General features: G+C 72.7%; 23 protein-coding genes. 10 read left to right on the forward strand and 13 right to left on the reverse strand.

Annotated elements, in window-relative coordinates; translation table 11 throughout:
- Positions 1 to 95: 95 nt before the first annotated feature.
- On the reverse strand, positions 96 to 677 hold the full coding sequence (locus ACFWPI_RS30110; protein ID WP_063347018.1) for a TetR/AcrR family transcriptional regulator: 582 nt from the start codon (positions 675 to 677) through the stop codon (positions 96 to 98).
- 98 nt (positions 678 to 775) lie between these two features.
- Here ACFWPI_RS30110 and ACFWPI_RS30115 point away from each other — a divergent pair, with 98 nt between their 5' ends.
- Together ACFWPI_RS30115 and ACFWPI_RS30120 are read left to right on the forward strand one after the other, a co-directional pair.
- A complete protein-coding gene (locus ACFWPI_RS30115; protein WP_380374736.1) occupies positions 776 to 1519 on the forward strand; it encodes an SDR family oxidoreductase in 744 nt (247 codons plus the stop codon).
- Positions 1520 to 1635: 116 nt separating this feature from the next.
- Positions 1636 to 2127, forward strand: a complete 492-nt coding sequence (locus ACFWPI_RS30120) for a hypothetical protein (RefSeq protein WP_380374737.1) — start codon at positions 1636 to 1638, stop codon at positions 2125 to 2127.
- A gap of 107 nt (positions 2128 to 2234) precedes the next feature.
- On the opposite strand, the gene ACFWPI_RS30125 is transcribed toward ACFWPI_RS30120, so the two are convergent.
- From ACFWPI_RS30125 to ACFWPI_RS30135, 3 genes are all read right to left on the reverse strand, one after another.
- Entirely contained in the window at positions 2235 to 3752 is a 1518-nt protein-coding gene (locus ACFWPI_RS30125) for a carbohydrate binding domain-containing protein (protein WP_363371184.1), read from the reverse strand.
- A 423-nt stretch (positions 3753 to 4175) separates the two neighbouring features.
- A complete protein-coding gene (locus tag ACFWPI_RS30130) occupies positions 4176 to 5213 on the reverse strand; it encodes a hypothetical protein (protein ID WP_380374739.1) in 1038 nt (345 codons plus the stop codon).
- 152 nt (positions 5214 to 5365) lie between these two features.
- Positions 5366 to 5962: a choice-of-anchor C family protein gene (locus ACFWPI_RS30135; protein WP_380374740.1), complete on the reverse strand. Its 597-nt coding sequence runs from the start codon at positions 5960 to 5962 to the stop codon at positions 5366 to 5368.
- 519 nt (positions 5963 to 6481) lie between these two features.
- Here ACFWPI_RS30135 and ACFWPI_RS30140 point away from each other — a divergent pair.
- Complete coding sequence (locus ACFWPI_RS30140) at positions 6482 to 7435, forward strand: aldo/keto reductase (protein ID WP_380374742.1); 954 nt, start codon at positions 6482 to 6484, stop codon at positions 7433 to 7435.
- Between the two features lie 121 nt (positions 7436 to 7556).
- On the opposite strand, the gene ACFWPI_RS30145 is transcribed toward ACFWPI_RS30140, so the two are convergent.
- The 4 genes from ACFWPI_RS30145 to ACFWPI_RS30160 all read right to left on the reverse strand — a co-directional run bounded on the left by ACFWPI_RS30145 (position 7557) and on the right by ACFWPI_RS30160 (position 12190).
- The gene (locus ACFWPI_RS30145) at positions 7557 to 8177 is read right to left on the reverse strand and encodes a GNAT family N-acetyltransferase (protein ID WP_380374743.1); all 621 of its coding nucleotides are present in this window, start codon (positions 8175 to 8177) and stop codon (positions 7557 to 7559) included.
- 140 nt (positions 8178 to 8317) lie between these two features.
- Positions 8318 to 8992, reverse strand: coding sequence for a nitroreductase family protein (locus tag ACFWPI_RS30150; RefSeq protein WP_380346220.1), 675 nt, complete (start codon positions 8990 to 8992; stop codon positions 8318 to 8320).
- 134 nt (positions 8993 to 9126) lie between these two features.
- The gene (locus ACFWPI_RS30155; protein ID WP_380374745.1) at positions 9127 to 10764 is read right to left on the reverse strand and encodes an ABC-F family ATP-binding cassette domain-containing protein; all 1638 of its coding nucleotides are present in this window, start codon (positions 10762 to 10764) and stop codon (positions 9127 to 9129) included.
- Between the two features lie 193 nt (positions 10765 to 10957).
- Entirely contained in the window at positions 10958 to 12190 is a 1233-nt protein-coding gene (locus ACFWPI_RS30160; RefSeq protein WP_380374747.1) for a trypsin-like serine peptidase, read from the reverse strand.
- Between the two features lie 528 nt (positions 12191 to 12718).
- Between ACFWPI_RS30160 and ACFWPI_RS30165 the strand changes: the two genes are divergently transcribed.
- Positions 12719 to 14326 (forward strand): ABC-F family ATP-binding cassette domain-containing protein, encoded by a 1608-nt coding sequence (locus ACFWPI_RS30165; protein WP_380374748.1) that lies wholly within the window; start codon positions 12719 to 12721, stop codon positions 14324 to 14326.
- Positions 14327 to 14397: 71 nt separating this feature from the next.
- Here ACFWPI_RS30165 and ACFWPI_RS30170 read toward each other — a convergent pair whose 3' ends face one another.
- Positions 14398 to 15816 (reverse strand): S41 family peptidase, encoded by a 1419-nt coding sequence (locus ACFWPI_RS30170; RefSeq protein WP_380374749.1) that lies wholly within the window; start codon positions 15814 to 15816, stop codon positions 14398 to 14400.
- A gap of 335 nt (positions 15817 to 16151) precedes the next feature.
- Between ACFWPI_RS30170 and ACFWPI_RS30175 the strand changes: the two genes are divergently transcribed.
- Positions 16152 to 16364, forward strand: a complete 213-nt coding sequence (locus ACFWPI_RS30175; protein WP_063351004.1) for a hypothetical protein — start codon at positions 16152 to 16154, stop codon at positions 16362 to 16364.
- 25 nt (positions 16365 to 16389) lie between these two features.
- The gene (locus ACFWPI_RS30180; RefSeq protein WP_363371486.1) at positions 16390 to 16761 is read left to right on the forward strand and encodes a toxin Doc; all 372 of its coding nucleotides are present in this window, start codon (positions 16390 to 16392) and stop codon (positions 16759 to 16761) included.
- Positions 16762 to 16877: 116 nt separating this feature from the next.
- Here ACFWPI_RS30180 and ACFWPI_RS30185 read toward each other — a convergent pair whose 3' ends face one another.
- The 3 genes from ACFWPI_RS30185 to ACFWPI_RS30195 form a co-directional block, all read right to left on the reverse strand.
- Complete coding sequence (locus ACFWPI_RS30185; RefSeq protein WP_363371201.1) at positions 16878 to 17525, reverse strand: Pr6Pr family membrane protein; 648 nt, start codon at positions 17523 to 17525, stop codon at positions 16878 to 16880.
- 133 nt (positions 17526 to 17658) lie between these two features.
- Entirely contained in the window at positions 17659 to 18204 is a 546-nt protein-coding gene (locus ACFWPI_RS30190) for a GNAT family N-acetyltransferase (protein ID WP_063347007.1), read from the reverse strand.
- Positions 18205 to 18295: 91 nt separating this feature from the next.
- Positions 18296 to 18451: a hypothetical protein gene (locus tag ACFWPI_RS30195; RefSeq protein ID WP_380374751.1), complete on the reverse strand. Its 156-nt coding sequence runs from the start codon at positions 18449 to 18451 to the stop codon at positions 18296 to 18298.
- A 48-nt stretch (positions 18452 to 18499) separates the two neighbouring features.
- Between ACFWPI_RS30195 and ACFWPI_RS30200 the strand changes: the two genes are divergently transcribed.
- The 4 genes from ACFWPI_RS30200 to ACFWPI_RS30215 are packed head-to-tail and all read left to right on the forward strand — an operon-like array spanning position 18500 to position 24312.
- Positions 18500 to 19681: a CaiB/BaiF CoA transferase family protein gene (locus ACFWPI_RS30200; RefSeq protein ID WP_380374753.1), complete on the forward strand. Its 1182-nt coding sequence runs from the start codon at positions 18500 to 18502 to the stop codon at positions 19679 to 19681.
- Between the two features lie 2 nt (positions 19682 to 19683).
- Entirely contained in the window at positions 19684 to 20826 is a 1143-nt protein-coding gene (locus tag ACFWPI_RS30205; RefSeq protein WP_063347006.1) for an acyl-CoA dehydrogenase family protein, read from the forward strand.
- Between the two features lie 40 nt (positions 20827 to 20866).
- Complete coding sequence (locus ACFWPI_RS30210) at positions 20867 to 22081, forward strand: acetyl-CoA C-acetyltransferase (protein WP_380341053.1); 1215 nt, start codon at positions 20867 to 20869, stop codon at positions 22079 to 22081.
- 38 nt (positions 22082 to 22119) lie between these two features.
- Entirely contained in the window at positions 22120 to 24312 is a 2193-nt protein-coding gene (locus ACFWPI_RS30215; RefSeq protein ID WP_380374755.1) for a 3-hydroxyacyl-CoA dehydrogenase NAD-binding domain-containing protein, read from the forward strand.
- A gap of 142 nt (positions 24313 to 24454) precedes the next feature.
- Here the strand turns inward: ACFWPI_RS30215 and ACFWPI_RS30220 are convergent, their stop codons facing one another.
- On the reverse strand, positions 24455 to 25210 hold the full coding sequence (locus ACFWPI_RS30220; RefSeq protein WP_380374757.1) for a MerR family transcriptional regulator: 756 nt from the start codon (positions 25208 to 25210) through the stop codon (positions 24455 to 24457).
- Positions 25211 to 25304: the final 94 nt, after the last annotated feature.

Here is a 25304-nt window from a genome sequence, read left to right on the forward strand (position 1 = left end):
ACCACGACTCAACCTGCTCAACCGTCAACCCATAGGCACACAGTCAAGACAACGAACACCTACACCCACAGTCACGCCCAGATGCGGTTGCAGTACTAACCGTTCCCGGCGACCAGGGAGTTGGTGAGCCGGTCGGCGACGGTGGCGTCGAGGGGGGCGTGGCCGAGGAGGAAGCGGTACCAGAAGACGCCGTAGACCTGGTCGACGATCAGGTCGAGGTCGGTGTCGTCGGCGAGTTCGCCGCGTTCGCGGCCGCGGGCGAGGAGGTCGCGCAGGGCGGTGCGGCGGGTGGCGGTGAAGGTCTGCATGAGGTCGGCGAGGTGGGGGTCGCGGGCGGCTTCGCGGACGAGGGTGCGCAGGGCGGGGGCGGTGGTGTCGCGCTGGGAGCCGTCGAAGGTGGTGGCGATGAAGGCGCGGAGGTCGGTGCGCAGGGTGCCGGTGTCGGGGCCGGGGGCGTCCTGGTCGGCGCGGTCGGTGAGGGCGTCGAGCAGGACGGCGCCCTTGGAGGGCCACCAGCGGTAGACGGTCTGCTTGCCGACGCCGGCGGTGCGGGCGATGGCGTCGATGGTGACGGGGGTGCCGTCGGACTCGGCGAGCAGGTGCAGGGCCGCGTCGAGGATCGCCTGGTGGGCGGCTTCGTTGCGGCGGCGTCCGGTGTGCGGGCGGGCTTCGGTCATCGTGTTCCCTTTCCTCGTCCCCCGCTTGACAAGACTAGCAGTCTCGATAACATTATTGACGGAACTAGCGGTCTCGACAAGATGAAGGACACGCCACCATGGGCACCACGTCAAACCTCTTCACCGGACAGCGCGTCGTCGTGATGGGCGGCAGCTCGGGCATCGGCGAGGCCGCGGCCACCGCCTTCGCCGCGGACGGCGCCGAGGTCGTGATCACCGGCCGCGGCCGGGACCGGCTGGACGCCGCCGTCGCCCGGATCGGCGGCAAGACCGTCGGCCACCAGCTGGACGCGGCCGACCCCGAGGCCGTCGCGGCCTTCTTCGCCCGGTCCGGCACCGTCGACCACCTGGTCGTCGCGGTCAGCGGCGCGGCCGGCAGCGGCCCGTTCGCCCAGCTCGACCTGGCCGACCTCGCCACCGGGTTCGACGCCAAGTTCTGGCCGCAGGTCCGCGTCCTCCAGGCGGCGCTGCCGCACCTGCGGTCGGACGGATCCGTCACGCTGATCACCGCCGCCTCCGCCCGCGCCGCGATCCCCGGCACCGCCGGACTCGCCGCCATCAACGGCGCGCTGGAGGCGATGGTCCCGCCGCTGGCCGTCGAACTCGCCCCGCTGCGGATCAACGCCGTCTCGCCCGGCGTCATCGACACCCCGTGGTGGGACCGCGTCCCGGCCGAGCAGCGGACGGCGCTGTTCGACGGCCTCGCCGCCACCACCCCGGTCGGCCGCGTCGGTCGGGCCGAGGACATCGCGCAGGCCATCCACCTGCTGGCCGCCAACACCTTCGTGACGGGCGTGGTGTTCGACTGCACGGGCGGGGCCAACCTGCCCACCGGGCGCTGAACGAACCGTCGGCCGACCGGGCCCGCGGCCCGCAGCCGTATCCGGCCCGCAGTCGCGCCCGGTCCGGAGCCGTCTCCGGGCCGGGCGTTGTCACAGCTCAGCCGTACGGTTCGGTCATGAGCGTTCCCGACCTGATCCCCATCCGGTACGAGCCCGACTGCCGCACCCGCACCATCGGCCGGTGCGAGGGCGGCCAGTTCCTCGCCTCCGTCACGGCGGCCTTCCCGGAGGTCGGGGCCGACGTCGAGAACTGGCAGGCGCAGAAGCGCTGGTTCGCGGTGCTCCACCGCTTCGACGACGCCGGCCGGCACCTCGACTCGCGCATCCGCTCGACCGGCACGACGGCGGACGGCGAGAAGGCGGCCGTCGAGGCCGCCCGCGCACTCCTCGCCGACTGGCTCGACGCCCTCCCCGGCCGCGCCTACGGGGACATCGCCATCGCGCCGTTCGCCGTCCGGGTCGAGGGGTCGCTGTTCGGGCTGGTCATCGAGACGGACGAGGAGAACGAGGAAGAGGACGAGGAGGACGGCGAGGGCGGGGTCTGGGCCGAGCTCTACCCCGACGGCCTCGGCTTCCACGCCCCGTGGGACGGCTGCTACGACACCTGAGCCGCGGCCGCCGTCACCACTTCGCCTCCTGGCGGTCCTTGAGGAACACCCCCGACCGCCGGGCCGACCCCCGCCCGCCGAGGCGGGGGTCGGCCCGTGTGGCGCGGTCAGCCCGCGTACTGGGCGAAGATCTTCGCGAACTCGTACGGCTGCTGCGCGATGTTGGTGCACTTGGAGAGCGAGCCGCCGGTGCAGGCGTTGGCGTCGCGGGTGGCGTCCCAGAAGGCCAGCAGACCGAGGTGGTTCTGCCGGGCGAAGGTCACCAACTGCTGGGCGGCGGCCTGGTTGTAGATCTGGTGGTCGTCGTTCTCGCCGATCATCGGGGTGACGCCGACCATGGCCCACAGCTGGGCGTCGGTCTTCGCCGGGTAGAGCGCCTTGAGCTGGCCGAACAGGGCCTGGGCGGCCTGCACGGCGGCGTTGCCGTAGTCGGTGCCGGTCCGGTAGTAGTCCATCGCCATGATGTTCACCAGGTCGACGGCGACCCCGGCGTCGCGGGCGGACTTGACGATGGCGACGCCTTCGGAGGTCAGGCCCTCGGGCAGGACGGGCAGGGTGAAGGAGACCTTGAGGCCGGGGTGGGCCTGCTGGAGCTTGGCGAGCGCGGCGGAGCGGCGGTCGTTGGAGGCGGTGTCGGCGATGGCCGCGCCCTCGATGTCGAAGTCGACGTAGCGCAGGTTGTAGGCGTTGACGACGGCGTCGTACTCGGCGAACAGCGAGTCCACGGTGGTGCAGGCGGCGGCGAGTTCGGTGCCGCTGGCGCCGCCGAAGGAGAGCTTGACGTCGCCGCCGGCCGCGCGCAGCGCGTCGATCTGGTCCTTGGCCCAGCCGGTGCGCGGGTCGTAGGCGTTGAACCAGCTGGCCTTGCAGCCGACGCCGGTCACGAAGCCCATGGTGTAGGCCTTGAGGTTGCCGGACTTGGCCATGTCGGGCATGGACGGGGTGGGCCAGGCGCCCATGTCGATGTAGGGCGCGACGGGGACGGCGACGTTCGGCGGCGGGGTGCTCGGGCCGCCGGTGGGCGTGCCGGTGGGGCCGCCGGTCGGGGTGCCCGAAGTGGGCGGCGGGGTGGTGGGGTTGCCGCCGCCGGGGCCGGTGAGCGTGATGTCGTCGGCGAGGTAGGCGCCCTGCCCGTACCAGCCGTGCAGGTAGACGGTGACGCTGGTGGTGGCCGGGCCGGTGGTGAAACTGGTGGACAGCTGCTGCCAGTTGGCGCCGCCCGGCGTCCAGGTGGCCGGGTCGGTGACGCCGCTGCCGGTGGCGCCCAGGTAGACGTACTGGCCCTGCACCCAGGCGCTGAGGTTGTACGTGGTGTTGGGCTGGACGGTGACGGTCTGGCCGCACTGTGCGGTGTCGCTCGCGCCGACCGCCCCCTTCAGTGCGTAGCTGCCGCTGTGCGCACCGGAGTTGACGACGCTGCCGGTCCCGCCGGAACAGCTCCAGGGGCTGAGCGCGCCGCTCTCCAGGCCGGGGTTGGCGAGCAGGTTGCCGTCGGCGGCGCCGGCGTTCCCGGCGAGCGTGGCGAGGCCGCCGGCGGCGAGCGCGGTGGCGGCGGCGAGGCTCAGCAGCTTGGTGCGACCGGCGGGGCGGCGGTGCGTGGGGGCGGGCTGGGGCGCGCTGGGCATGGGGGTGCCTCTCGGGACGTGGGGCCGCCCGCGCCGCGAAGGGGGAAACGCGGGGCGGGCGGCAGCATGGGGGCTGGTCCGGTGCGGGGGAGGAGCGCGGTGCTGAGCATCAAACTGGACTAGACCAGCTGTGCACGTCAAGCACTTCCGGGGCATCGGAAGCCCGCTGTGGGAAGGTTTTAGGAACGGTTTAAGGCTCTGCAACACCGTTCTCGGAACACCGTTTCGCACCTTCGGGTGGCGCCCCTGTCGACCTTCGGCACCCTGGCAGGAGGATTTTCGGCTCCCGGCAGGCGGCGGCTGCGAAAGTGACGGCGGCGAAGACCGGGCCGGCAGCCCCTCCGGGGAGGAGGCTGCCGGCCCTCAGGGCGTCAGAAGCAGGGGTCAGAAACAGCCGCCAGAAACAGGCGTCAGAAGCAGCCGTCAGGAGCAGGTGTAGTTCGCGGGTCGGGAGTTCTCGTTCCCGATGAGGGTCTTCTCGTCGGTGCTGATCGCCCTGATCGTGAACGAGTCCGAGACCGCGGACAGCGAGTCCGCCACCACGCCGTCACGCCACAGGACAGGCCGTCGAATCGACCCGACGAACGTCGTCCCGCCCACGACTCCGTTGCCGCCGATGGCACTTGCCGAGATGGCGCCCGTACCGATGGTCCGGATCAGCGAACCCTGGGCGTCCCATTCGGCTTCGGTGTAGCTCGTGTCGTTCTGCGTGCCGCCGACGATGCGCCCGTCCCGGATCGCCGCAGGAGTTCCCTTGGCGTTGGAGCCCTGTGCGGCGAGCGCGTGCCACTGGCCGTTGATGTCCGAGACGAAGCCGAACGCGTCGGTGGACCCGACGACCCTGCCTTGCTCGTCGATGCCGTTGAGGAAGAGGAAGCTGCTTGCCGGGATGGGCAGTTCGCGGTACGTTCCCGGCGCGTTCGCCGGCCACACCACCAGGATGAAATTCGTTCCGACTTTGGCCATCCCGGCGATGTCACCGGCGTTGTTGACCACACTGGCGGACGAGCTGTTCCAGTTCGGATTGAACGGCAGCACAGTCGTCGTCCCGGTGTGGCTCACCGTCACGGCCCTGAACTTGTTGTTGACGAGGTCGCCGCCGACGATCAGGCCGGCCGCGTTGATGCCGGACAGGTTGGGATTGCCCGCAGGGAGCCGCAGCACGACCTTCCCGTTGTCCCACAGCGTCCCGCGCCCGTCCGTGAAGTCGTAGGGCCAGCTGGTGGACCGCGTTCCGGTGAGGCCGACTCCGTACCGGCCGCCGTCGCTGGAGGACACCGCGCCGGCCGTCGTGGTGGGCGGCAGCTCCCACGCCGTCTTCTGCCATTGACAGGCCGCCGCCTGGGCGGTGCCGACCGGCACCAGACCGAGTGCCGCCGTGAGCGTCGCCACGGCGAGCGCGGATGCTTTTCGTCGGTTGAATCGGTTCAATCGGTTCAATCGGTTGAACAAGGGATCCACCCTTCCTCACAGGGAGTGCACCTTCCGGTAACTGACCCTGTCAGGGCTCGCCGTGCGGGGTGAAGCACTTTAAGCGAGGGGGAAACAACGGTCGGCAAGGAGGGGGAGGCCCGCCCGCTGGTCCCGGACCGGCGGGCGGGCGGTTCAGCGGATCACCCGCAACACGGCTTGCACTCCTTGACCTGGACGTCGTCCACGACCGGGCCGGCCGCGCCCGCGTTGGTGCTGGCGAAGGTCAGCGTGGTGGAGGCGTTCCGCGCGACGAAGCTGAACTGGCGCCCCACGTAACCCATGTTGGTCGGCGTCTTGCCGGTGATGTCGAAGGAGAAGTCCTGGAAGTCCTGGCCGTCGACGAGCACCCGGCCGGTCTTCACGGCCGGTGCGGCCGACGTGTTGCCGGCCAGCGCGTACGTCACGGAGTAGGTGGTGCCCGGGACGGTGGCGAAGGTCTGGGCGACGGCGCCGGTGGTGGCGCCGTTGAGGTCCACCGACTGGTCGCCCTCGGCGGCCTGCCAGAACCCGGCGCCGATCAGGTCGACGCTGCCGCTGGTGACCGTCCACGGGCCGATGGTCTGTCCGGCGTTGAACTCGGCGAAGCTGTTCGCCGGGGCCTTGGGCGACTCGAAGCTTCCGTCGTCGAAGCGGCTGAGGGCGCGGTGGCCGCCGGCGGCCTGCGCCGGGACGGTCACGGCGGTGGCGGCGGCCACGATCACGGCGACGGCGGCGAGGCGGGTGCGCGAGAACGTCATGGGTTCCTCCCCAACGGAATACCGACTGGACGAGCCGATGATCGGCTGTGCCCAGAGGGTCCGCCGTCGCCGTGAGCCCTGCCAAGACCGGACGGATGGCGCCCGGTGGTGCGGAGGTCCCGCCGACGGGCTCCCACACGCCGGTTTGACGGCTGATCACCCGGTGCCGGCCGGGCGGCCGGCCTGCGCCCGCCCGGCGGCGGGCCGTGGTGCGGACGCACGGTTCAGACGGTCGTGCCCGCGCGCATGGTGGTGAAGTCCGACGTACGCGCTCCACCTGCGCCTCGGGCGCATCCCACCTCCGGGTGAGCCGAGGGCCGCTCATACGATCAACGACCCCTCTGGCGGTCGGCGGATCGGAGGCGGATCGGAGGTGGATCAGAAGCGGATCCGAAGCGGATCCCAAGCGCGTCCGGACGGGCTTGACCTTGAGTGCACTCCAAGGTGAAAGCTGGACGCGTTGATCCACCGCAGCACCCCGCGAGCGGGCAATCACACCACCACGATCGGAGCACCGTCATGCGCAACGCCACGTTCGGTACCAACGGACCGGAGACCGGCGTCATCGGCCTCGGCTGCATGGGGATGACCTGGGCCTACGACGTGCAGAACCGGGACGACGAGAACTCCGTCCGGGTGATCCGGCAGGCGCTGGACCTCGGCGTCACCCTGATCGACACCGCCGACATGTACGGCCCCTACACCAACGAGGAGGTGGTCGGCGCCGCGCTGGCCGGCCCGTACCGGGAGCGCGCCTTCCTCGCCACCAAGGTCGGCATCGTCCCGGGCGGGTCCGGCCAGTCGGCCCGCGACGGCAGCCCCGAGCACGTGCGCCGCTCGATCGACGACAGCCTGCGCCGCCTCGGCACCGACCACGTCGACCTCTACCAGCTGCACCGGGTCGACCCGGCCGTCCCGATCGAGGAGACCTGGGGCGCCCTCGCCGAGACCGTCGCGGCCGGCAAGGCCCGCCGGATCGGGCTCTCCGAGGTGACCGTCGAGGAGATCAAGCGGGCCCAGTCGGTGCACCCGGTGGCGTCCGTGCAGTCCGAGCTCTCGCTCTGGACCCGGGACGTGCTGGCCGAGGTGCTGCCGTACACCGAGGAGCAGGGCATCGCCTTCCTGCCGTTCTCGCCGCTCGGCCGGGGCTTCCTGACCGGCAGCATCGCCTCCTTCGACGAGCTGCCCGCCGACGACTTCCGCCGCCGGCTGCCGCGCTTCCAGCAGGACGCGCTGAAGGCGAACCTGGCACTGGTCGGCAGGGTCAAGGAGGTCGCCGAGCGGATCGGCGCGACGCCCGCGCAGGTCGCGCTGGCCTGGGTGCTGGCGCAGGGCCGGCACGTCCTCCCGATCCCGGGCACCAAGACGCCGCGCTACCTGGTGGACAACGCGGGCGCGGCCGAGGTCGTGCTCTCGGCGGCCGATCTGGCCGACCTGGATGCGCTGCCGACGCCGACGGGCGAGCGGTACTGAACGGCGAGCGGTACTGAGCGGCGAGCGGTACTGAGCGGCGAGCGGTACTGAACGGCGCGGGCTGCCCGGGTCGCCGGCCCAGGTCGCCGGCCCGGGTCGCCGGCCCCGCCTCGGAGCGCCGTCAGGCCTCCCGGACCCAGATCAGCTGCCGCCCGGTCTCGGCGGGAGCCCGGACGGCGGCCTCGGCGACCCGGTCGAGCCGGTAGCCGAGCTTGCGCGGGACGGCCGCGCTGGCGCCGTTCGCCTCGTCGCAGTGGATCTCCACCCGCGCGATGCCGGGCAGCGCCAGGGCGGCCTCGGTCAGCGCCCCGGCCGTGGTGGTGGCGATGCCGCGGTCGGCGTGCCGGGCGGCGACCCAGTAGCCGATCTCCAGCGCGCCGGGGCCGATCCGGCCGTGCAGGCCGAGGGCGCCGACCACGCCGCCGGGTTCGGCGTCCAGGCCGACCAGGTACATGAAGTCGGTGCCGGCCTCCCATGCGAGGGAGCCGGCCCGGGCCAGCTCGGCGGTCTGCGCCCGGGTGGGGGGCTCGGCCGCCCACTCCATCCAGGGCCGCAGGTGGTCCAGGTTGGCGCGGACGGCCTTGTTGAGCGCCACCGCGTGCGTGCTGCGGCGGCGCAGCAGCGAGATCCCGCCGGGCAGCCGCAGTTCCTCGGGCGGCCGCCCGGTGGTGACGGCGGTGGGGCCGGGCACGTGGAGCGGGGCGGGCGGGTACTTGCAGGACCGTGACTGCGGGTGGCTCATGACCGCGATTATGTCCTTGGCCGGGACCTGTCACCAATGAATTCCGGACGGCCTCCCACCAGGCCTCTCACCAGTCCCCGCCGCACCCCGGCGCGCCCGGCCGCACTCCCGGCGCACCGGGGCTCGCACACGCCCGGCGGTCAGAGCCTGATCAGCACCTCGTCCAGCTCCTTGCGCCGCAGATCCGGCACCCGCGCCCCCTCGGCCGGGTAGCCGACCGGGATGACGTACGCGGCGCGCTCCTCCAACGGGCGCTCGCAGACCTCGTTGAGGAACTTCATCGGGCTCGGCGTGTGGGTCAGCGTCGCCAGCCCGGCCTGGTGCAGCGAGGCCAGCAGCAGTCCGACCGCGATCCCCACCGACTCCTTGGTGTAGTAAGGACGCGGCGAATCGGGCCCCTTGTGCACCTCGAACACCACGATCACCGCCGGCGCGTCCTCCAGGAACGGCTTGCGCCAGTCGGTGCCGATCGGCGCCAGCGCGGCCAGCCACTCCTCCGACGCCCGGTGCGCGTAGAACTCGCGCTCCTCGGCCTCGGCGGCCTCGCGCAGCCGCCGCTTGCGCTCCGGGTCGGTGATCACCACGAACCGCCAGGGCTGGACGTGCGCGCCGCTGGGCGCGGTGTTGGCGGTCCGGATCGCCCACTCGACGACCCCGTCCGGGATCGGGCGGGTCGCGTAGTCGCGGACGGTCCGGCGCTGCGCCATCACGTCGTGGAAGGACCTGCTGCGGGCCTCGGCCTCGTGGGCCGGCACCGTCATCGGGGTGAGGGGGACGGTCGGGTAGGGCGTCCCTGCCACTGCACTGTCAACCATGGCCGACAGCACAGCACATGACGGCCGCGCCGGGAAGAGGTCGAGACCAATCCGCAGATCAGGTCCATCCGGCAGGGCCGCCCGGCGGGTCCATCCGGCAGGGCCGTCCGGCAGGGCCGCCCTGCCGGACGGGACTACAGCTCGTGCACCCGCCCGTCCCGGACCTCGATCCGCCGGTTCACCGTGACGGTGTCCAGCATCCGCCGGTCGTGGGTGACCAGCAGCAGGGTCCCGGTGTACGAGCCGAGCGCCGCCTCCAGCTGCTCGATCGCCGGCAGGTCCAGGTGGTTGGTGGGCTCGTCCAGCACCAGCAGGTTGACCCCGCGCGCCTGGAGCAGCGCCAGCGCGGCCCGGGTGCGCTCGCCGGGGGAGAGGGTGCCGGCCGGGCGCTTCACGTGCACCGCCTTGAGGCCGAACTTGGCCAGCAGGGTGCGCACCTCCTCCGGCGTGAACTCCGGGACGGCGGCGGCGAAGGCGTCCGCCAGCGGCTCGCCGCCGAGGAACAGCCCGCGCGCCTGGTCCACCTCGCCGACCACCACGCCGGAGCCCAACGAGGCGCTGCCGCCGTCGAGTTCGAGCCGGCCGAGCAGGGCGGCCAGCAGCGTCGACTTGCCCGCGCCGTTGGCGCCGGTGATGGCGACCCGGTCCGCCCAGTCGATCTGGAGGTCCACCGGGCCGAAGGCGAAGTCGCCGCGGCGGGCGACGGCCGCGCGCAGGGTGGCGACCACCGAGCCGGAGCGCGGCGCGGTGGCGATCTCCATCCGCAGCTCCCACTCCTTGCGCGGCTCCTCGACCACGTCCAGCCGCTCGATCATCCGCTGGGTCTGCCGCGCCTTGGAGGCCTGCTTCTCGGTGGACTCGGCGCGCTGCGCCTTTCCGATCTTGTCGTTGTCGGAGGACTTGCGGCGGGCGTTGCGCACGCCGTGCTCCATCCAGCCGCGCTGCATCCGGGCCCGGGCCTCCAGCCCGGACTTGGTGTCGGCGTACTCGTCGTACTCCTCGCGGGCGTGCCGGCGGGCCACCGCGCGCTCCTCCAGGTACGCCTCGTAGCCGCCGCCGTACAGGTTGACCTGCTGCTGGTGCAGGTCCAGCTCCAGCACCTTGGTGACGGTGCGGGCCAGGAACTCGCGGTCGTGGCTGATCAGCACGGTGCCCGCGCGCAGGCCCTTGACGAAGGCCTCCAGCCGCTCCAGGCCGTCGAGGTCGAGGTCGTTGGTGGGCTCGTCGAGCAGGAAGACGTCGTAGCGGGAGAGCAGCAGCGAGGCGAGGCCGGCCCGGGCGGCCTGGCCGCCGGACAGCGCCGTCATCGGCAGGTCGAGCGAGACCTTCAGACCGAGCGAGTCGGCGACCTCCTCGGCGCGCTCCTCCAGGTCGGCGCCGCCCAGCTCCAGCCAGCGGTCCAGGCTCGCCGCGTACGCGTCGTCGGCGCCCGGGCGGCCCTCGACCAGGCCCTCGGTGGCCTCGTCCAGCGCGGTCTGCGCGGCCGCCACGCCGGTGCGGCGGGCCAGGAAGTCGCGCACCGACTCGCCTTCGCGCCGCTCCGGCTCCTGTGGCAGGTGGCCGATGTTGGCGGTCGCCGGGCTGAGCCGCAGCGAACCGCCCTCGGGGGTGTCCAGCCCGGCCAGCAGCCGCAGCAGCGTCGACTTGCCGGCGCCGTTCACGCCGACCAGGCCGATCACGTCACCGGGGGCGACGACCAGGTCCAGGCCGGAGAAGAGGGTGCGTTCGCCGTGACCGGCGGCGAGGTCCTTGACTACGAGTGTGGCGCTCATGATGAGCCCGATTGTAGGAGGAGCGGGCCGGGTGGCGGAAAAGCCCGGGGCCGCGGCGCGGCTGCCGCGGCCCCGGGGACCGGCCACGCGGGCCGGTCAGGACCTACCGGACCCGGGAGGTCACCCGGGCCTCGGCGGTGCTCCGGGCCTCAGTGGGGCTCCGGGCCTCAGTGGTGCCCCGGGGCCTCGGTGGTCACTTCGACTTCTTCGAGAAGTAGTCGAACATCCGGGCCGCCACGTCGTCCAGGTACGGGCCGGCCTCCCAGGTGCTGGCGCCGTTGCCGATCGAGGTGTCGCTGACCAGGGCCGGCTTGCCGTCCTTGGTCGCGACCCAGCCGCCGCCGCTGCTGCCGCCGGTCATGTTGCAGCCGATCATCAGCATCGCCGGGCGGCTCGGGTCGCCGGTCTTCTTCACCGGCTTCCCGCTGTCGCAGTGGTCCAGCTCGACGCCGTCGAACGGCTTGCCGGCCGGGTAGCCGTAGGCGCTGACGCTGTTGAACTGCTCACGCGGGGCGTTGAACCAGATCGGCACGGAGCCGCCGACGGTCTCCTCCAGCGACTTGCCGTTGCCGCTCGGGTTGGCGACCTTGATGATCCCGAAGTCGTACTGGCTCCACGGGCCGCCGTGCTCCGGGTCGGCCTCGGCCGACCACTGCGGCGAGACCATGCCGGCGGTCGCGCCCCACTCGCCGTACGGCTCGGCGTCGGTCTCGTTGGCCTGCTTGCCGCCGCTCAGCAGGCCGTTGCTGTTGTAGGCCGGGGCGAAGGAGATGTTGGTGTAGTACTGGCCGCCCTTGCCGCCGTTCAGGCAGTGGCTGGCGGTCCAGACCAGGTTGCTCTTGCCGGGGTTGGCCGGGTCGGAGACGACGGTGCCGGAGCACACGTAGTCCTCGTTCCCGTCCTTGAAGAAGAGCTTGCCGTTGACGTGCAGGTTCTTCGCGAACGGGTGCTGGGTCGGCTTGGCCTCGATGACGGTGGGCAGCGCGTCGCCGGTGCTCGGGGGCTGGGCGGTGGTGGGCTGCGCCGGGGCCGGGGTGGCCGGCTTCGAGGTCGGCTGGGCCGGGGCCGCGCCGGTCGGCTGGGCCGGCGGCTGCGTCGGGTCGGGCTGCGGCTGCGGCATCGGCTTGGGCTTGGCGTTCAGGATCCGCTGCAGGGTCCAGTAGCCCTTGACCGCCGGAGTGATCACGTTCTGCTGGGCCCACTTGTCCCAGTCCTCGAACTTCCAGGTCTTCAGCTCTTCGGCGGTCGGCAGCTTGATCGGTGCTGCGCCCGGCTTGCCGGTGGCGCCGGCCGCGACCGTCGGAGCCGTGGTCCGGGCCACGACCGGGTCGCTGTTGTCCGGGCCGCACGCGGTCGCGGCCAGCACGGTCAGCGCGGCGACGGAGGCGCCCAGGACGGCACGGTTCGGCCGGTACATCGGTGACATGAGTTCAAATCCCCCTGTGAATAACCGCCATGCGACCCCTTCCTCGGGTACGGCTCCGGGGAGCCGCAGGCATGGCAGGGGAGGAGTCTGCCATGCGGATAAAGGCCTCCTTGCGCACACCCCCGGACTGGGGCGGGGCCGTCACCGGATGGGCACCGGACCGGCACCCGCCCTCCTCCGGGCGCCCGGAATCCGGTCGGGCGGCCGCTTCCCGGTGCGTGTCCAGGGTGCTTCCCGGTGCGCCGAAATTCGGTTGCCCGCGTCCGGCGCCGTGCGTAGCGTGGACGGAGTCACCAGCCAGACAAGGAGAAGGCCGTTGCTCTACTGAGGTCCCGAGACACCGCCCCCGCCGCGCAGGCCCTTCGCCGCGCGGTGTGCGAGTGTGCGACCTCAGTCACGGCCCCGTGGCGAGCCCGATCCGGCTGATCCGGATCCGCCCCGCCCTCCCCCCGGCCGTACCGGCCCGCACCCGCGGTGTCTCCCCGTGTTGCTCATCGTTCCCTTCGGCAACCACCCGGGAGGCCCTCCATGGCACAACCCACCACCGCCGTCCTCTGCACCGATCTCACCTTCGAGTGGCCCGACGGCAAGCCCGTCCTGGACGGCTTCCACCTCGCCGTCGGCCCCGGCCGCACCGGCCTGATCGGGCTCAACGGCGCCGGCAAGTCCACCCTGCTGCGGCTGATCGCCGGCGAGCTGACCCCGACCGGCGGCACCGTCCGGGTCGACGGCGAACTCGGCTACCTGCCCCAGGGGTTGACGCTGGACACCACCGTGCGGGTGGACGAGGCGCTCGGCATCCGGGCCACCCGCGAGGCCCTGCACGCCATCGAGTCCGGGGACTCCGACCAGCGCCACTTCGACGCCGTCGGCGACGACTGGGACGTCGAGGAGCGCGCCCGCGCCACCCTCGACCGGCTCGGCCTGCACCGCCTCGGCCTCGACCGCACCACCGGGGAGCTCTCCGGCGGCGAGGCCGTCCTGCTGCGCCTCGCCGCCCTGCTGCTGCGCCGCCCCGACGTCCTGCTGCTCGACGAGCCCACCAACAACCTGGACCGGACGGCCCGGGAGCGGCTCTACGAGACGGTCGCCGGCTGGCACGGCGTCATGCTGATCGTCAGCCACGACCGCGAACTGCTCCAGCACGTCGACCAGATCGCCGACCTGCGGGACGGCGCGGTCACCTGGTACGGCGGCAACTTCGCCGAGTACGAGCGCACCCTCGCCGCCCAGCAGGAGACCGCCGAGCGGCTGCTGCGCAACGCCGAGGCCGACGTCGAGCGCCAGAAACGGGACTTGACCGAGGCCCGCACCCGGCTGGACCGCAGCGCCAGCTACGGCAAGAAGCGCTCGGTCACCCGCAACGACCCGCACATCTTCGCGGGCAAGCTCAAACGCCAGGGCCAGGAGACGGCCGGGCGGCTCCAGGGCATGCACACCGAGCGGCTGGAGGAGGCCCGGCAGCGGCTCACCGCCGCCGAGGAGGCGGTGCGCGACGACGCCGAGATCCGGATCGACCTGCCGCGTACGGCCGTCCCGGTCGGGCGCACCGTGCTCACCCTGCAGAAGGTCCGGCTGCCCTACGGCACCACCGCCGACCTCGACCTGCGCGGCCCCGAGCGGATCGCCCTGGTCGGCCGCAACGGCTCCGGCAAGACCACCCTGCTGCGCACCATCGCGGGCGAACTCGCCCCGCTGGAGGGCGAGGTCAGCACCCCGGTGCCGTTGCGCCACCTGCCGCAGCGGCTCGACCTGCTGGACGACAAGCTGACCGTGGCGGAGAACGTCAAGCTGTTCGCCCCCGCCGCCGGGGACAACGCGATCCGTGCCCGGCTGGCCCGCTTCCTGTTCCGCGGCGGCCGGGCCGACCAGACCGCCGCGACCCTCTCCGGCGGCGAGCGGTTCCGGGCCACCCTGGCCGCGCTGCTGCTGGCCGACCCGCCGCCGCAGCTGCTGCTGCTCGACGAGCCGACCAACAATCTGGACCTCGCCAGCGTCCGCCAGCTCACCCAGGCGCTCGCCGCCTACCAGGGCGCGCTGATCGTGGCCAGCCACGACGTGCCGTTCCTGCGCGGCCTGGGCCTCACCCGGTGGCTGGAGCTGGACGGCGAACTGCGGGGGGTGGATCCGATGTAGCCGGTACGGCGCGGGCCGCAGCCGCTGGGGTGGCCGGTACGGCGCGGGCGGCCTCGCCCGCGATGCGGCCGCTACTGCTCGCCGAGGACGCGGCGGGCCGTGCTCAGGGCGGAGTCCTTGAGCCCGGCCGGCTCGTCGTCGGTGAACACCGGCGTGCGGATGTCCGGCGGGATGCCGGGGCCGTCGAAGGTGCTGCCGTCGGGCGTGAGGTACTTCTCGTTCGGCAACACCACCATGAAGTCCGGCGAGAGGGTCTTGATCAGCACGTCGGAGAAGACGCCCTGGGTGTTCTCGCCGATCCGGACGACGTGCGGGGAGCGGCCCATCAGGGTCTGGGTGAAGGTCTCGGCGGCGCTGATCGACAGCGAGGAGGTGAGCAGGGCGACGGGGCCGGTGAAGTGCTCGGTGTGCGCGGGCCGCACCACGACCGGCTGCGGCCGGGTGAACTTCGTGGGGTCGGCCGGGTCGTCGCGGGCCACCTTGCGGTAGGCGACGTACGGGCGGTCGGTGAGCCGGGCGGCGATCTGCTGCCCGAGCGCGTCCGAGCCGCCGCCGTTCAGCCGGACGTCGATCACCAGGCCGTTGAGCCGGTCGGGGTCGGCGAGCAGGGCGTCCAGCGCCCGGTCGAGCTCCTTGGCCTGGGCGGCGAACCCGCCGGTTGCGTAGCCGTCGAAGCCGCTCACCCGCAGGTAGCCGCCGCCGCCCGGGAGCCGGCCCACGCCCAGCCGGCTCACCCCCTGCTCGTTGACGGCGAACTCCTGTTCAGGGCCGATCAGTTGTGCGTCGACGGCCTTGCGGGCCGCGTCCCGTAGGGCGGGCGTCGACTTCAACGAGCCGTCGCGCCGGCCGGAGTAGACGCCGGTCGGGCCGGTACCGGTCACCCGGGCCAGACCGGTGTGCGCGTCCTTGAGCGGGGTCAGCAGGTCGATGAAGATCTGCTGGAGCTGGTCGGTGGTGGTCGCCGGAGTGATCTTCGCGCGCTGCTCGTCGCGGGCCGCGTGCCAGTCGATCCCCTTGGCGGCGAAGAAGGGGTAGTTCTCCTCGAAGGTTTCCCAGAACCGGTCGAAGACCGCGAGCGGGTCGTTGGGGGCGGGCCGGGTGCACAGCGCCGGCAGCGCGTCCAGGCGGCGCAGCGTCTTGGTGCCCGTCCCGCCCTCCTCGGCGTCGATCGCCCGGCGCCCGCCCGGCTGCGGGGTGAGGGTGAGGGCGTTGTCGCCCAGGACGTACCGGATGGTGCCGTCCCGGCCGGGGGCGCCGTCCTGCGTCCCGGTGACCCACCCCGGCATGCAGCTGTGCGTCGTCACGTCGTAGGTGACCAGGCTGCTCCCGGAGACCACGGCCACCAGGCCGTACCCGTCCATCTGCCAGACCCCCTGGAGGGACCTGCCCCGTCTGTCCTGGCCGTCGGCCTGCGTCGCGGCCACCCCCGGCGCCGCCACCGCGACCGTCGTCGCGAGCGCCACCGCCGTGGCCGCCACCGTCCTGCCCACTGCCGCTCTGCCCACTGCCGCCCCGCTCGCCGCAGTCCTGCTCGCCGCGGCCCTGCCCACTGCGGTCCTGCCCACTGTCCTGCGCGTCATCTCCGGCCTCCGCCGAACCGCCCGGCCTCCCCCGCGGAACCGCTCCGCCGCCTTGCCCCCGACGCTACGGCGGCCCCCACCGCCCCGGCGTCATCCCGCGCGCCCGACCCCCGCCCGACTTGGGGGCTACCCGCGGCTGCGCCGAAACCACTCCGCGGGGGTATCGACAGCAAACCCTTTTGACGGCGGGTGAAAATCCTCCGTTGGTGGTCCCAACTCCGGTGCGCTCCAGTACCATCGGCGCCATGCCTGCGCTCAACATCGAGTACACGGAGCACGAGCTCGCCGCGATCCGCGAGGCCGCCGCCGCGGACGGCAAGAGCATCAAGGCGTACATCCACGACCTGAGCGTGCGGGAGCAGCAGCGGCGGGTGTTCGTGGACCACGCGGTGGCGTTCTGGAAGTCGCACCGGGCGGAGTTCGACGCCGCGTTCCCGGAGGACGCGCCGGCGGCGTGAACGGCGCGGCGGGGGTGCGGGGATGATGCTGTTCCACGTCGACCTGCGCTGGCTGCTCGACGTGCAGGAACTGGCCTCGCCGGAGGACCTCAGCGTGCGGGACTACTCCGCGCTCCAGGCCGCCGTCGCCCGGCACCGGGTGAACACCGCGCAACTCGGCCACGACGCCGACGCCGCCTGGTGCGCGGCCACCCTGATGCACACCATCGTGCTGCTGCGCCCCTTGCCGGTGCGCAACAACCTGTACGCCTGCATGACGACGGCCGCGTACATGCACGCGGCCAAGGAGGGCGTCGACCCGCCGTACGGGGCGCTGGTCGAGCTGGCCCGCGACATCGCGGCGGGCGGGGCGGACGTGTTCGCGGCGGCCGACCGGATCCGCTCCTGGCGGATCTGAGGCCGGCCGCCGCGCGGACGGTCACCCGGGAAAGGGCGTTCCCGGAAAGCGCCTCTGTGAAAGGGCGCCCTGGGGAAGAGGCGCCCCCGGGGAGGCCGTCATCCGTGCCCGGGCATTCAGGACTTGGCGGACCTCAGCTTGCCCGCGACCAGCGTTCCCAGCCGGTCCAGCCCGACCACGGCGGCGGCCAGCACCACGAACTCGACCGTCAGCAGGGCTATCTGGCCCCAGACGTAGCCGTAGCCCTTGGTGGTGGGGTCGAAGAAGAAGTAGGGGTAGGGCGTCGGGTAGTCGTCGAACAGCGCGTTCCGGGCGAGCACGATCGCCGCGTAGCCGAGCGGGAAGGCCAGCCAGAGCGGGATGTCCTTCCAGGCCGCCGCGTTGCGCGGCTTCAGCACCAGCCAGTCGGCGATCACCATCACCGGCGTCACGTAGTGCAGGAAGAACGACGACCAGTGCGCGAGCTTGTCCGGCCCGCTGACCAGCCCGGGCAGCGGGTTGGCGCCGTGCTGGAGCAGGACGTGCGAGACCAGACCGGTGATCAGGATGTACAGGGTGGCGGCGCCGCGCAGCCGGGGTGCGGGCGCGTCCACGGTGTCGCGCTTGAGCATCCAGTACACGGCGCCGATGAAGTAGCCGAGCACGATGACGTTGCTCTGCACGGTGAAGAACACCAGCGGCGCGGTTCCGAGGGTCAGGCCGAGGCCCGCCGAGAGCACGATGCCCATGCGCCACCACAGCGCGGGGCGGGTCCGGACTGTCATGCGGCCACCAGTTCGTTTCAGGCGATACGGGAGGTATCGGACGGCTAAGGGGGAACGTCGCACTCTACTCGCAGGTAGCAGCGGGACGGAAGAAACGGTCCTGCTCAGGGCGGTGGCCAGGTCGGCCCCCGGCTCAGGCCATCCGGTGGATCAGCCGGTCCTCGTCGTCGGTGCGGCCGTCCGGGTCCGGGAGCAGCCCGAGCCGCTCGGCGAGCCGGCGGGACGGCACGTTGTCCGGGTGGATCAGGGCGACCACCGGCACGCCGGGGAAGCGCGGCAGCGCCTCCGCCATCGCCGCCCGGGCCGCCTCGGCGGCGTAGCCCAGGCCCCAGGCGGACGGCCGGAAGCGGTAGTAGAGGTTGAACACCCGCTCGCCGTCCAGCGTGTGCAGGTAGAGCCCGGAGAACCCGATGACCGCCTCCGGCTCCTCCCGGGTGGACACGGTGCAGTACCCCACCCCGTCCCGCGCCCAGTCGGCGACGAAGCCGTCCAGCATCTCCCGGCTCGCCGCCCGGTCGCGGTGGGGCCCGTTGGGGTTGTACCGGTTGGTCTCCGGATCCCCGTGGATCGCGAACACCGCCTCCACGTCCCCCTCCTGGGGCCGTCCGAGCACCAGCCGCTCGGAGGCGGTGACGATCGTGCGGGTGGCGTGTCCGGTGGCGTGTCCGGTGGTGGTCATGGCGCTTCCCCCGTGTCGTTCGTAATAGGTCTACCGCACCATAGGCCATTACCCCGACAGTCGCCCGACCATTTCCGCCCACCCGCCCCGGCTACGGGATCGGCTCACGCTCGATCGCCTTGCCCCCGGCGGTGAGGAACCGGCGCAGTCGCTCGGGCGGCAGGCGGCAGGCGGCGGCGAAGTCCTCGGCGGCGGTGTTCATGGTGGGGGAGGAGGTCTTGTTACCGGCGGGTCGCTTCTCTATCATCGCGGGTGTTACAGCTTTACTGTCAAACCCAGAAGGGTTCTGCAGCCAGTGCGTGACACGAGCAGTCCGCCGGGCGCCACAGCCACCGGCCCCGGCCCGTTGGCGGGGGTGCGGGTGGTCGAGCTCGCGGGGATCGGGCCGGGGCCGTTCGCAGCGATGCTGCTGGCCGACCTGGGCGCCGACGTGGTGCGGGTGGACCGGCCGGATCCGTCGCCGCTGGGCATCGATCCGGCGTACGACGTGACCAACCGGAACAAGCGGTCGGTGCTGGTCGACCTCAAGTCCCCGGCGGGGCCCGGCCTGGTGCTGGACCTGGTCGAGCGGGCGGACCTGCTGATCGAGGGCTACCGGCCCGGGGTCGCGGAGCGGCTCGGGGTCGGGCCGCAGGACTGCCTGGCCCGCAACCCGGCGCTGGTGTACGGGCGGATGACCGGGTGGGGGCAGCAGGGGCCGCGCGCCGCCAGTGCCGGGCACGACCTCGGGTACGCGGCGGTGGCCGGGGTGCTCGGCCTGGTCGCGGGGCCGGGCGGGCCCGAGGAGGCGCCCGGCATCCCGGCCAACCTGCTGGGCGACTACGCGGGCGGCTCGCTCTACCTGGTCGTCGGCCTGCTCGCCGGGCTGCACCACGCCAGGAGCACCGGCGCCGGCCAGGTCGTCGACGCCGCGATCGTGGACGGCGCGGCGCACCTGTCCAGCATGCTGTGGGGACTGCTCGCGGCCGGCCACTGGCAGGACCGCCGGGGCGCCAACCTGCTGGACGGCGGCGCGCCGTTCTACGCGGTCTACCGGGCGGCCGACGGCGGACACCTGGCCGTGGGGGCGCTGGAGCCGCAGTTCTACGCCGAGTTCGCCCGGCTGCTGGAACTCGGCCCGCAGGCGCCCGGGCAGTACGACCTGGCCCGCTGGCCCGAACTGCGAGCCCTGATCGCCGACCGCTTCGCCACCCGGACCAGGGCCGAGTGGGAGGCCGTCTTCGCCGGCTCCGACGCCTGCGTGGAGCCCGTACTGACGATGCGTCAGGCAGCCCGGGAGGAGCACCTGTTGGCGCGCGGCACCTACGTCGAGGCGGGCGGTGTCACCCAGCCCGCCCCCGCCCCGCGCTTCTCCGCCACCCCCGGCGCGCTGCGCCGCCCGCCGGCCCGGCCGGGTGCGGACACCGCCGAGGTGGCCCGCGACTGGGCCGTCCCGTCTCTCAACTCCGACAACTCCGATGCAGGACAAGGAGCGTAGCGTTGCAGCGCGAGATCTTCACCGAGCAGCACGAGGACTTCCGGGCCGCCGTGCGGGCCTTCCTCGCCAAGGAGGTGCTGCCGCACTACGACCGCTGGGAGAAGGCCGGCATCGTCGACCGCTCCGCCTGGCTGGCGGCCGGCCGCCAGGGCCTGCTCGGGATGGCCGTCCCCGAGGAGTACGGCGGCGGGGGCGCCCCGGACTTCCGCTACGCCGCCGTGCTGGCCGAGGAGTTCGCCCGGGCCGGCGCCTCCGGGCTGGCGATCGGCCTGCACAACGACATCATCGGCCCCTACCTCACCTCGCTCGCCACCGAGGAGCAGAAGCGCCGCTGGCTGCCCGGCTTCTGCAGCGGCGAGCTGATCACCGCGATCGCGATGACCGAGCCCGGCACCGGCTCCGACCTCCAGGGCATCCGCACCCAGGCCGTCGACCGGGGCGACCACTACCTGCTCAACGGCGCCAAGACCTTCATCTCCAACGGCATCCTCGCCGACCTGGTGGTCGTGGTCGCCCGCACCACCCCCGAGGGCGGCGCGCACGGGCTGAGCCTGCTGGTCGTCGAGCGCGGCACGCCCGGCTTCGAGCGCGGCCGCAACCTGGACAAGATCGGCCAGAAGTCCCAGGACACCGCCGAGTTGTTCTTCGAGGACGTCCGGGTGCCGAAGGCGAACCTGCTCGGCGAGCTCAACGGCGGCTTCGTCCACCTGATGCAGAACCTCGCCCAGGAGCGGCTGACCATCGCGGCCGCGGCGATCGCCGGCGCCGAGTACCTGGTCGAGATCACCACCGACTACGTCAAGCAGCGCGAGGCCTTCGGCCGCCCGCTGGCCAAGCTCCAGCACGTGCGCTTCGAGATCGCCGAACTCGCCACCGAGTGCGCCGTCACCCGGGCCTTCGTCGACCGCTGCATCACCGAGCACAACCGCTACGCGCTCACCCCGGCGGACGCCTCGATGGCCAAGTGGTGGGCCACCGAACTGCAGAAGCGCACCGCCGACCGCTGCCTCCAATTGCACGGCGGCTACGGGTACATGAGCGAGTTCCCGGTCGCCCGGGCGTTCACCGACGGCCGGATCCAGACCATCTACGGCGGCACCACCGAGATCATGAAGGAGATCGTCGGCCGGTCCATCCTCGGCTGAGGCCTCCCGCGAACCCCCCTGCCCCGAAAGGCGTTTGACCGTGACCACCGAAGCGTACGTCTACGACGCGATCCGCACCCCGCGCGGCCGGGGCAAGGCCACCGGCTCGTTGCACGGCACCAAGCCGATCGACCTCGTCGTCGGCCTGATCCACGAACTGCGCAACCGGCACCCCGAGTTGGACCCGGCGGCGATCGACGACATCGTGCTCGGCGTGGTCAGCCCGGTCGGCGACCAGGGCTCCGACATCGCCCGGATCGCGGCCATCGCGGCCGGCCTGCCCGACACGGTGGCCGGCGTCCAGGAGAACCGCTTCTGCGCCTCAGGCTTGGAGGCCGTCAACCTGGCTGCCGCCAAGGTCCGTTCGGGCTGGGAGGACCTCATCCTGGCCGGCGGCGTCGAGTCGATGTCCCGGGTCAAGATGGCCTCCGACGGCGGCGCCTGGTTCGCGGACCCGATGACCGCGTACGAGACCAACTTCGTCCCGCAGGGCATCGGCGCCGACCTGATCGCCACCATCGAGGGCCTCTCCCGCACCGACGTGGACGCCTTCGCCGCCGAATCCCAGGCCCGCGCCGCCAAGGCGCAGGCGGACGGCCTGTTCGACCGCTCGGTGGTCCCGGTCCGCGACCGCAACGGCCTGGTCGTGCTGGAGCGCGACGAGTTCATCCGCCCCGGCACCACCGTCGAGACCCTGGCCGGCCTCAAGCCCTCCTTCGCCGGCATCGGCGAGGCCGGCGGCTTCGACGCCGTCGCCCTGCAGAAGTACCACTGGGTCGAGGCCATCGACCACGTCCACCACGCCGGCAACTCCTCCGGCATCGTCGACGGCGCCGCGCTCGTCGCCATCGGCAGCCGGGAGATCGGCGAGCGGTACGGGCTGCGCCCGCGCGCCCGGATCGTCTCCGCCGCCGTCTCCGGCTCCGAGCCCACCATCATGCTCACCGGCCCCGCCCCGGCCACCCGCAAGGCGCTCGCCAAGGCCGGGCTCACCGCCGCCGACATCGACCTGGTCGAGATCAACGAGGCCTTCGCGGCGGTCGCCCTGCGCTTCATCCGCGAACTGGGCTTCCGGCCGGATCAGGTCAACGTCAACGGCGGCGCGATCGCCCTCGGCCACCCGCTCGGCGCCACCGGCGCGATGCTGCTCGGCACCGTGATCGACGAGTTGGAGCGGCGCGACCTGCGCTACGGCCTGATCACCCTGTGCGTGGGCGGCGGCATGGGCGTCGCCACCATCGTCGAGCGCATCTGACCCACTGTCCCTCGGATCCCCTCGGAGACCCTGAACTCATGAGCGACACCACCACCATCCGCTGGGAGCAGGACCAGGACGGCGTGGTCACCCTCGTCCTCGACGACCCGACCCAGTCCGTCAACACCATGAACGAGGCCTTCACCACCGACCTCGACGCCGTCGTCGACCGGCTGGCCGGCCTCGCCGCCGCCGACGGGCTGCGCGGCGTGATCGTCACCTCCGGGAAGAAGACCTTCTTCGCCGGGGGAGACCTCCGGCTGCTCTCCGCCGCCCGCCCCGAGGACGCCGCCGCCGTCTTCGAGAAGTCCCAGCGGATCAAGCGCGCGCTGCGCAGGCTGGAGACCCTCGGCAAGCCGGTCGTCGCCGCCGTCAACGGCAGCGCGCTCGGCGGCGGCCTGGAGATCGCCCTCGCCTGCCACCACCGGATCGCCCTGGACAACCCCGCCAGCCGGCTCGGCCTGCCCGAGGTCACCCTCGGCCTGCTGCCGGGCGGCGGCGGAGTGGTCCGCACCGTACGGCTGTTCGGCATCACCGACGCCCTGCTGAAGTTCCTCCTGGAGGGCCGCCAGTACCGTCCGGCGCAGGCCCTGGGACACGGACTCGTCCACGAACTCGTCGCCACCCCGGAGGAGTTGACCGCCCGGGCGCGGGCCTGGATCGAGGCCAACCCGGCCGCCGTCCAGCCCTGGGACGTCAAGGGCCACAAGATCCCCGGCGGCACCCCCGCGACCCCGGCGTTCGCCGCCAACCTGCCCGCCTTCCCGGCCAACCTGCGCAAGCAGCTGAACGGCGCGCCCTACCCGGCCCCGCGCAACATCCTGGCCGCCGCCGTGGAGAGCGCCCAGGTCGACATCGACACCGCGATGGCGATCGAGGCCCGCTACTTCACCGAGCTCGCCTGCGGACAGACCAGCAAGAACATGATCCAGGCGCTGTTCTTCGACCTCCAGGCGGTCAACTCCGGCGCCGGCCGCCCCCAGGGCGTCGAGAAGCGACTCGTCCGCAAGGTCGCCGTGCTCGGCGCCGGGATGATGGGCGCGGGCATCGCCTACACCTGCGCCAAGGCCGGCATCGAGGTCGTGCTCAAGGACGTGAGCATGGCCGCCGCCGAACGCGGCAAGGCCTACTCCGCCGGGCTGCTGGACAAGGCGATCGCCCGCGGCCGCTCAACCGAGGCCAAGCGGGACGCGCTGCTCGCCCGGATCACCCCCACCGCCGAGGCCGCGGACCTGGCCGGCTGCGACGCGGTGATCGAGGCCGTCTTCGAGAACACCGAGCTCAAGCACAAGGTGTTCCAGGAGGTCGAGGGCGTCCTCGCCCCCGACGCGCTGCTCTGCTCCAACACCTCCACCCTGCCGATCGGGCTGCTCGCCGAAGGCGTCGAGCGCACCGCGGACTTCATCGGACTGCACTTCTTCTCCCCGGTCGACAAGATGCGCCTGGTCGAGATCATCCGCGGCCCGCAGACCGGCGACGAGGCCCTCGCCCGCGCCTTCGACCTGGTCCGGCAGATCGACCGGACCCCGATCGTGGTCAACGACTCGCGCGGCTTCTTCACCTCGCGGGTCATCGGCCAGTTCCTCAACGAGGGCGTCGCCATGGTCGGCGAGGGCGTCCCCCCGGCCAGCATCGAGCAGGCCGCCGCCCAGGCCGGCTACCCCGCCAAGGTGCTCTCGCTGATGGACGAGCTCACCCTCACCCTGCCGCGCAAGATCCGCGACGAGTACCGGCGCGCGGTCGAGGCCGCCGGCGGCAGCTGGACGCCCCACCCGGCCGACGCGGTGGTCGACCGGATGGTCGACGAGTTCGGCCGTCCCGGGCGCAGCGGCGGCGCCGGCTTCTACGAGTACGGCGAGGACGGCAAGCGCGGGCGGCTCTGGCCGGGGCTGCGCGAGCACTTCGGCGAGCCGGCCGCGGACGTCCCCTCCGAGGACCTCCCCTTCGAGGGCCTCAAGGAGCGGATGCTGTTCAGCGAGGTGCTGGACTCGGTGCGCTGCCTGGAGGAGGGCGTGCTGACCTCGGTCGCCGACGCCAACGTGGGCTCCATCCTCGGCATCGGCTTCCCGGCCTGGACGGGCGGCGTGTTCCAGTACATCAACGGGTACGAGGGCGGCCCGGCCGGCTTCGCGGCCCGGGCCCGCGAACTCGCCGCCGCCTACGGCGAACGGTTCGCGCCGCCGGCGCTGCTGGAGCGGATCGCGGCGGAGGGGCGCACCTTCACCGACTGACCGTCAGTCCTGAGCGGGTGGGGGCCGGGTGCCGGACGGCCCCCACCCGGCTCCTCCTGCGATTCCCTGCCCAGGTCCCCGCCCAGGTCCTCGCCGAGTTCCTTGCTCAGCTCCCTGCTGAGTTCCCCGCCGAGCTCCCCGTTCAGCTCCCCGCCGAGTCCTCCCGCAGTTCCTCGCCGAGTTCCTCCCGCAGCGAGCGCTGGAACGCCGTGACCAGTGCCTGCGCCACCATCGGCTGGATGTGGTCCGTCAGCGCCCTCATCAGGGCCAGCTCGTCCGGCGCCGGCTCGCTCTCCCGGTAGGGCCGCCACACCGTCTCCCGGAACAGCCGCTGCAACTCCCGGGCCGTCGCCCGGCTGTGCTCCAGCACCACCGCCCGCGCGGCCAGCAGCGTCTCCAGCGGGATCGGCACGTCCAGGATCCGCACCCCCAGCGGCAGCAGGCCCGGATCCACCCGGAACAGCTCCGGATCGGCCGTCCGCTCCAACGCCCCCATCGCGACCAGGCGTTCCACCTGCTCCTCCGGCAGCCCCCGCCCGGCCCGCCGCTCCAACTGCGCCCGGCCCAGTTCCTCCGCCGCCTCGGGTGTCCAGGACGCCACCAGCGCTCGGTGGATCGCCAGGTCCAGCGGCGTGCTGTCCTCCGGCAGCCGGGCCAGGTACCGCTCGATCGCGGCCAACGTCAGCCCCTGACGCTGCAACTCCTCGATCAGCTCCAGTCGGTCCAGGTGCGCCGCCCCGTACAGCCCGACCCGGCGCGGCCCCAACTCCGGTGGTGGCAGCAGGCCCTTCGTTCCGTAGAACCGCACCGTCCGGACCGTCACCCCGGCCCGCGCCGCCAGTTCGTCGACCGTCAGCCGCACCCCGCCCCCGTCTCCCACGGCCCCGAGCTCCCCCATCTGCCGCCTCCTGCACTGGCACACTTCCACTGTGACAGCAGCAGTGTGACAGTGCCCGTCCCCCTGGTCCACCGGCTGCTCCACCGGCTGCTCC

The organism is Kitasatospora sp. NPDC058492 (genome assembly GCF_042720685.1).
Taxonomy (GTDB): Bacteria; Actinomycetota; Actinomycetes; order Streptomycetales; family Streptomycetaceae; genus Kitasatospora.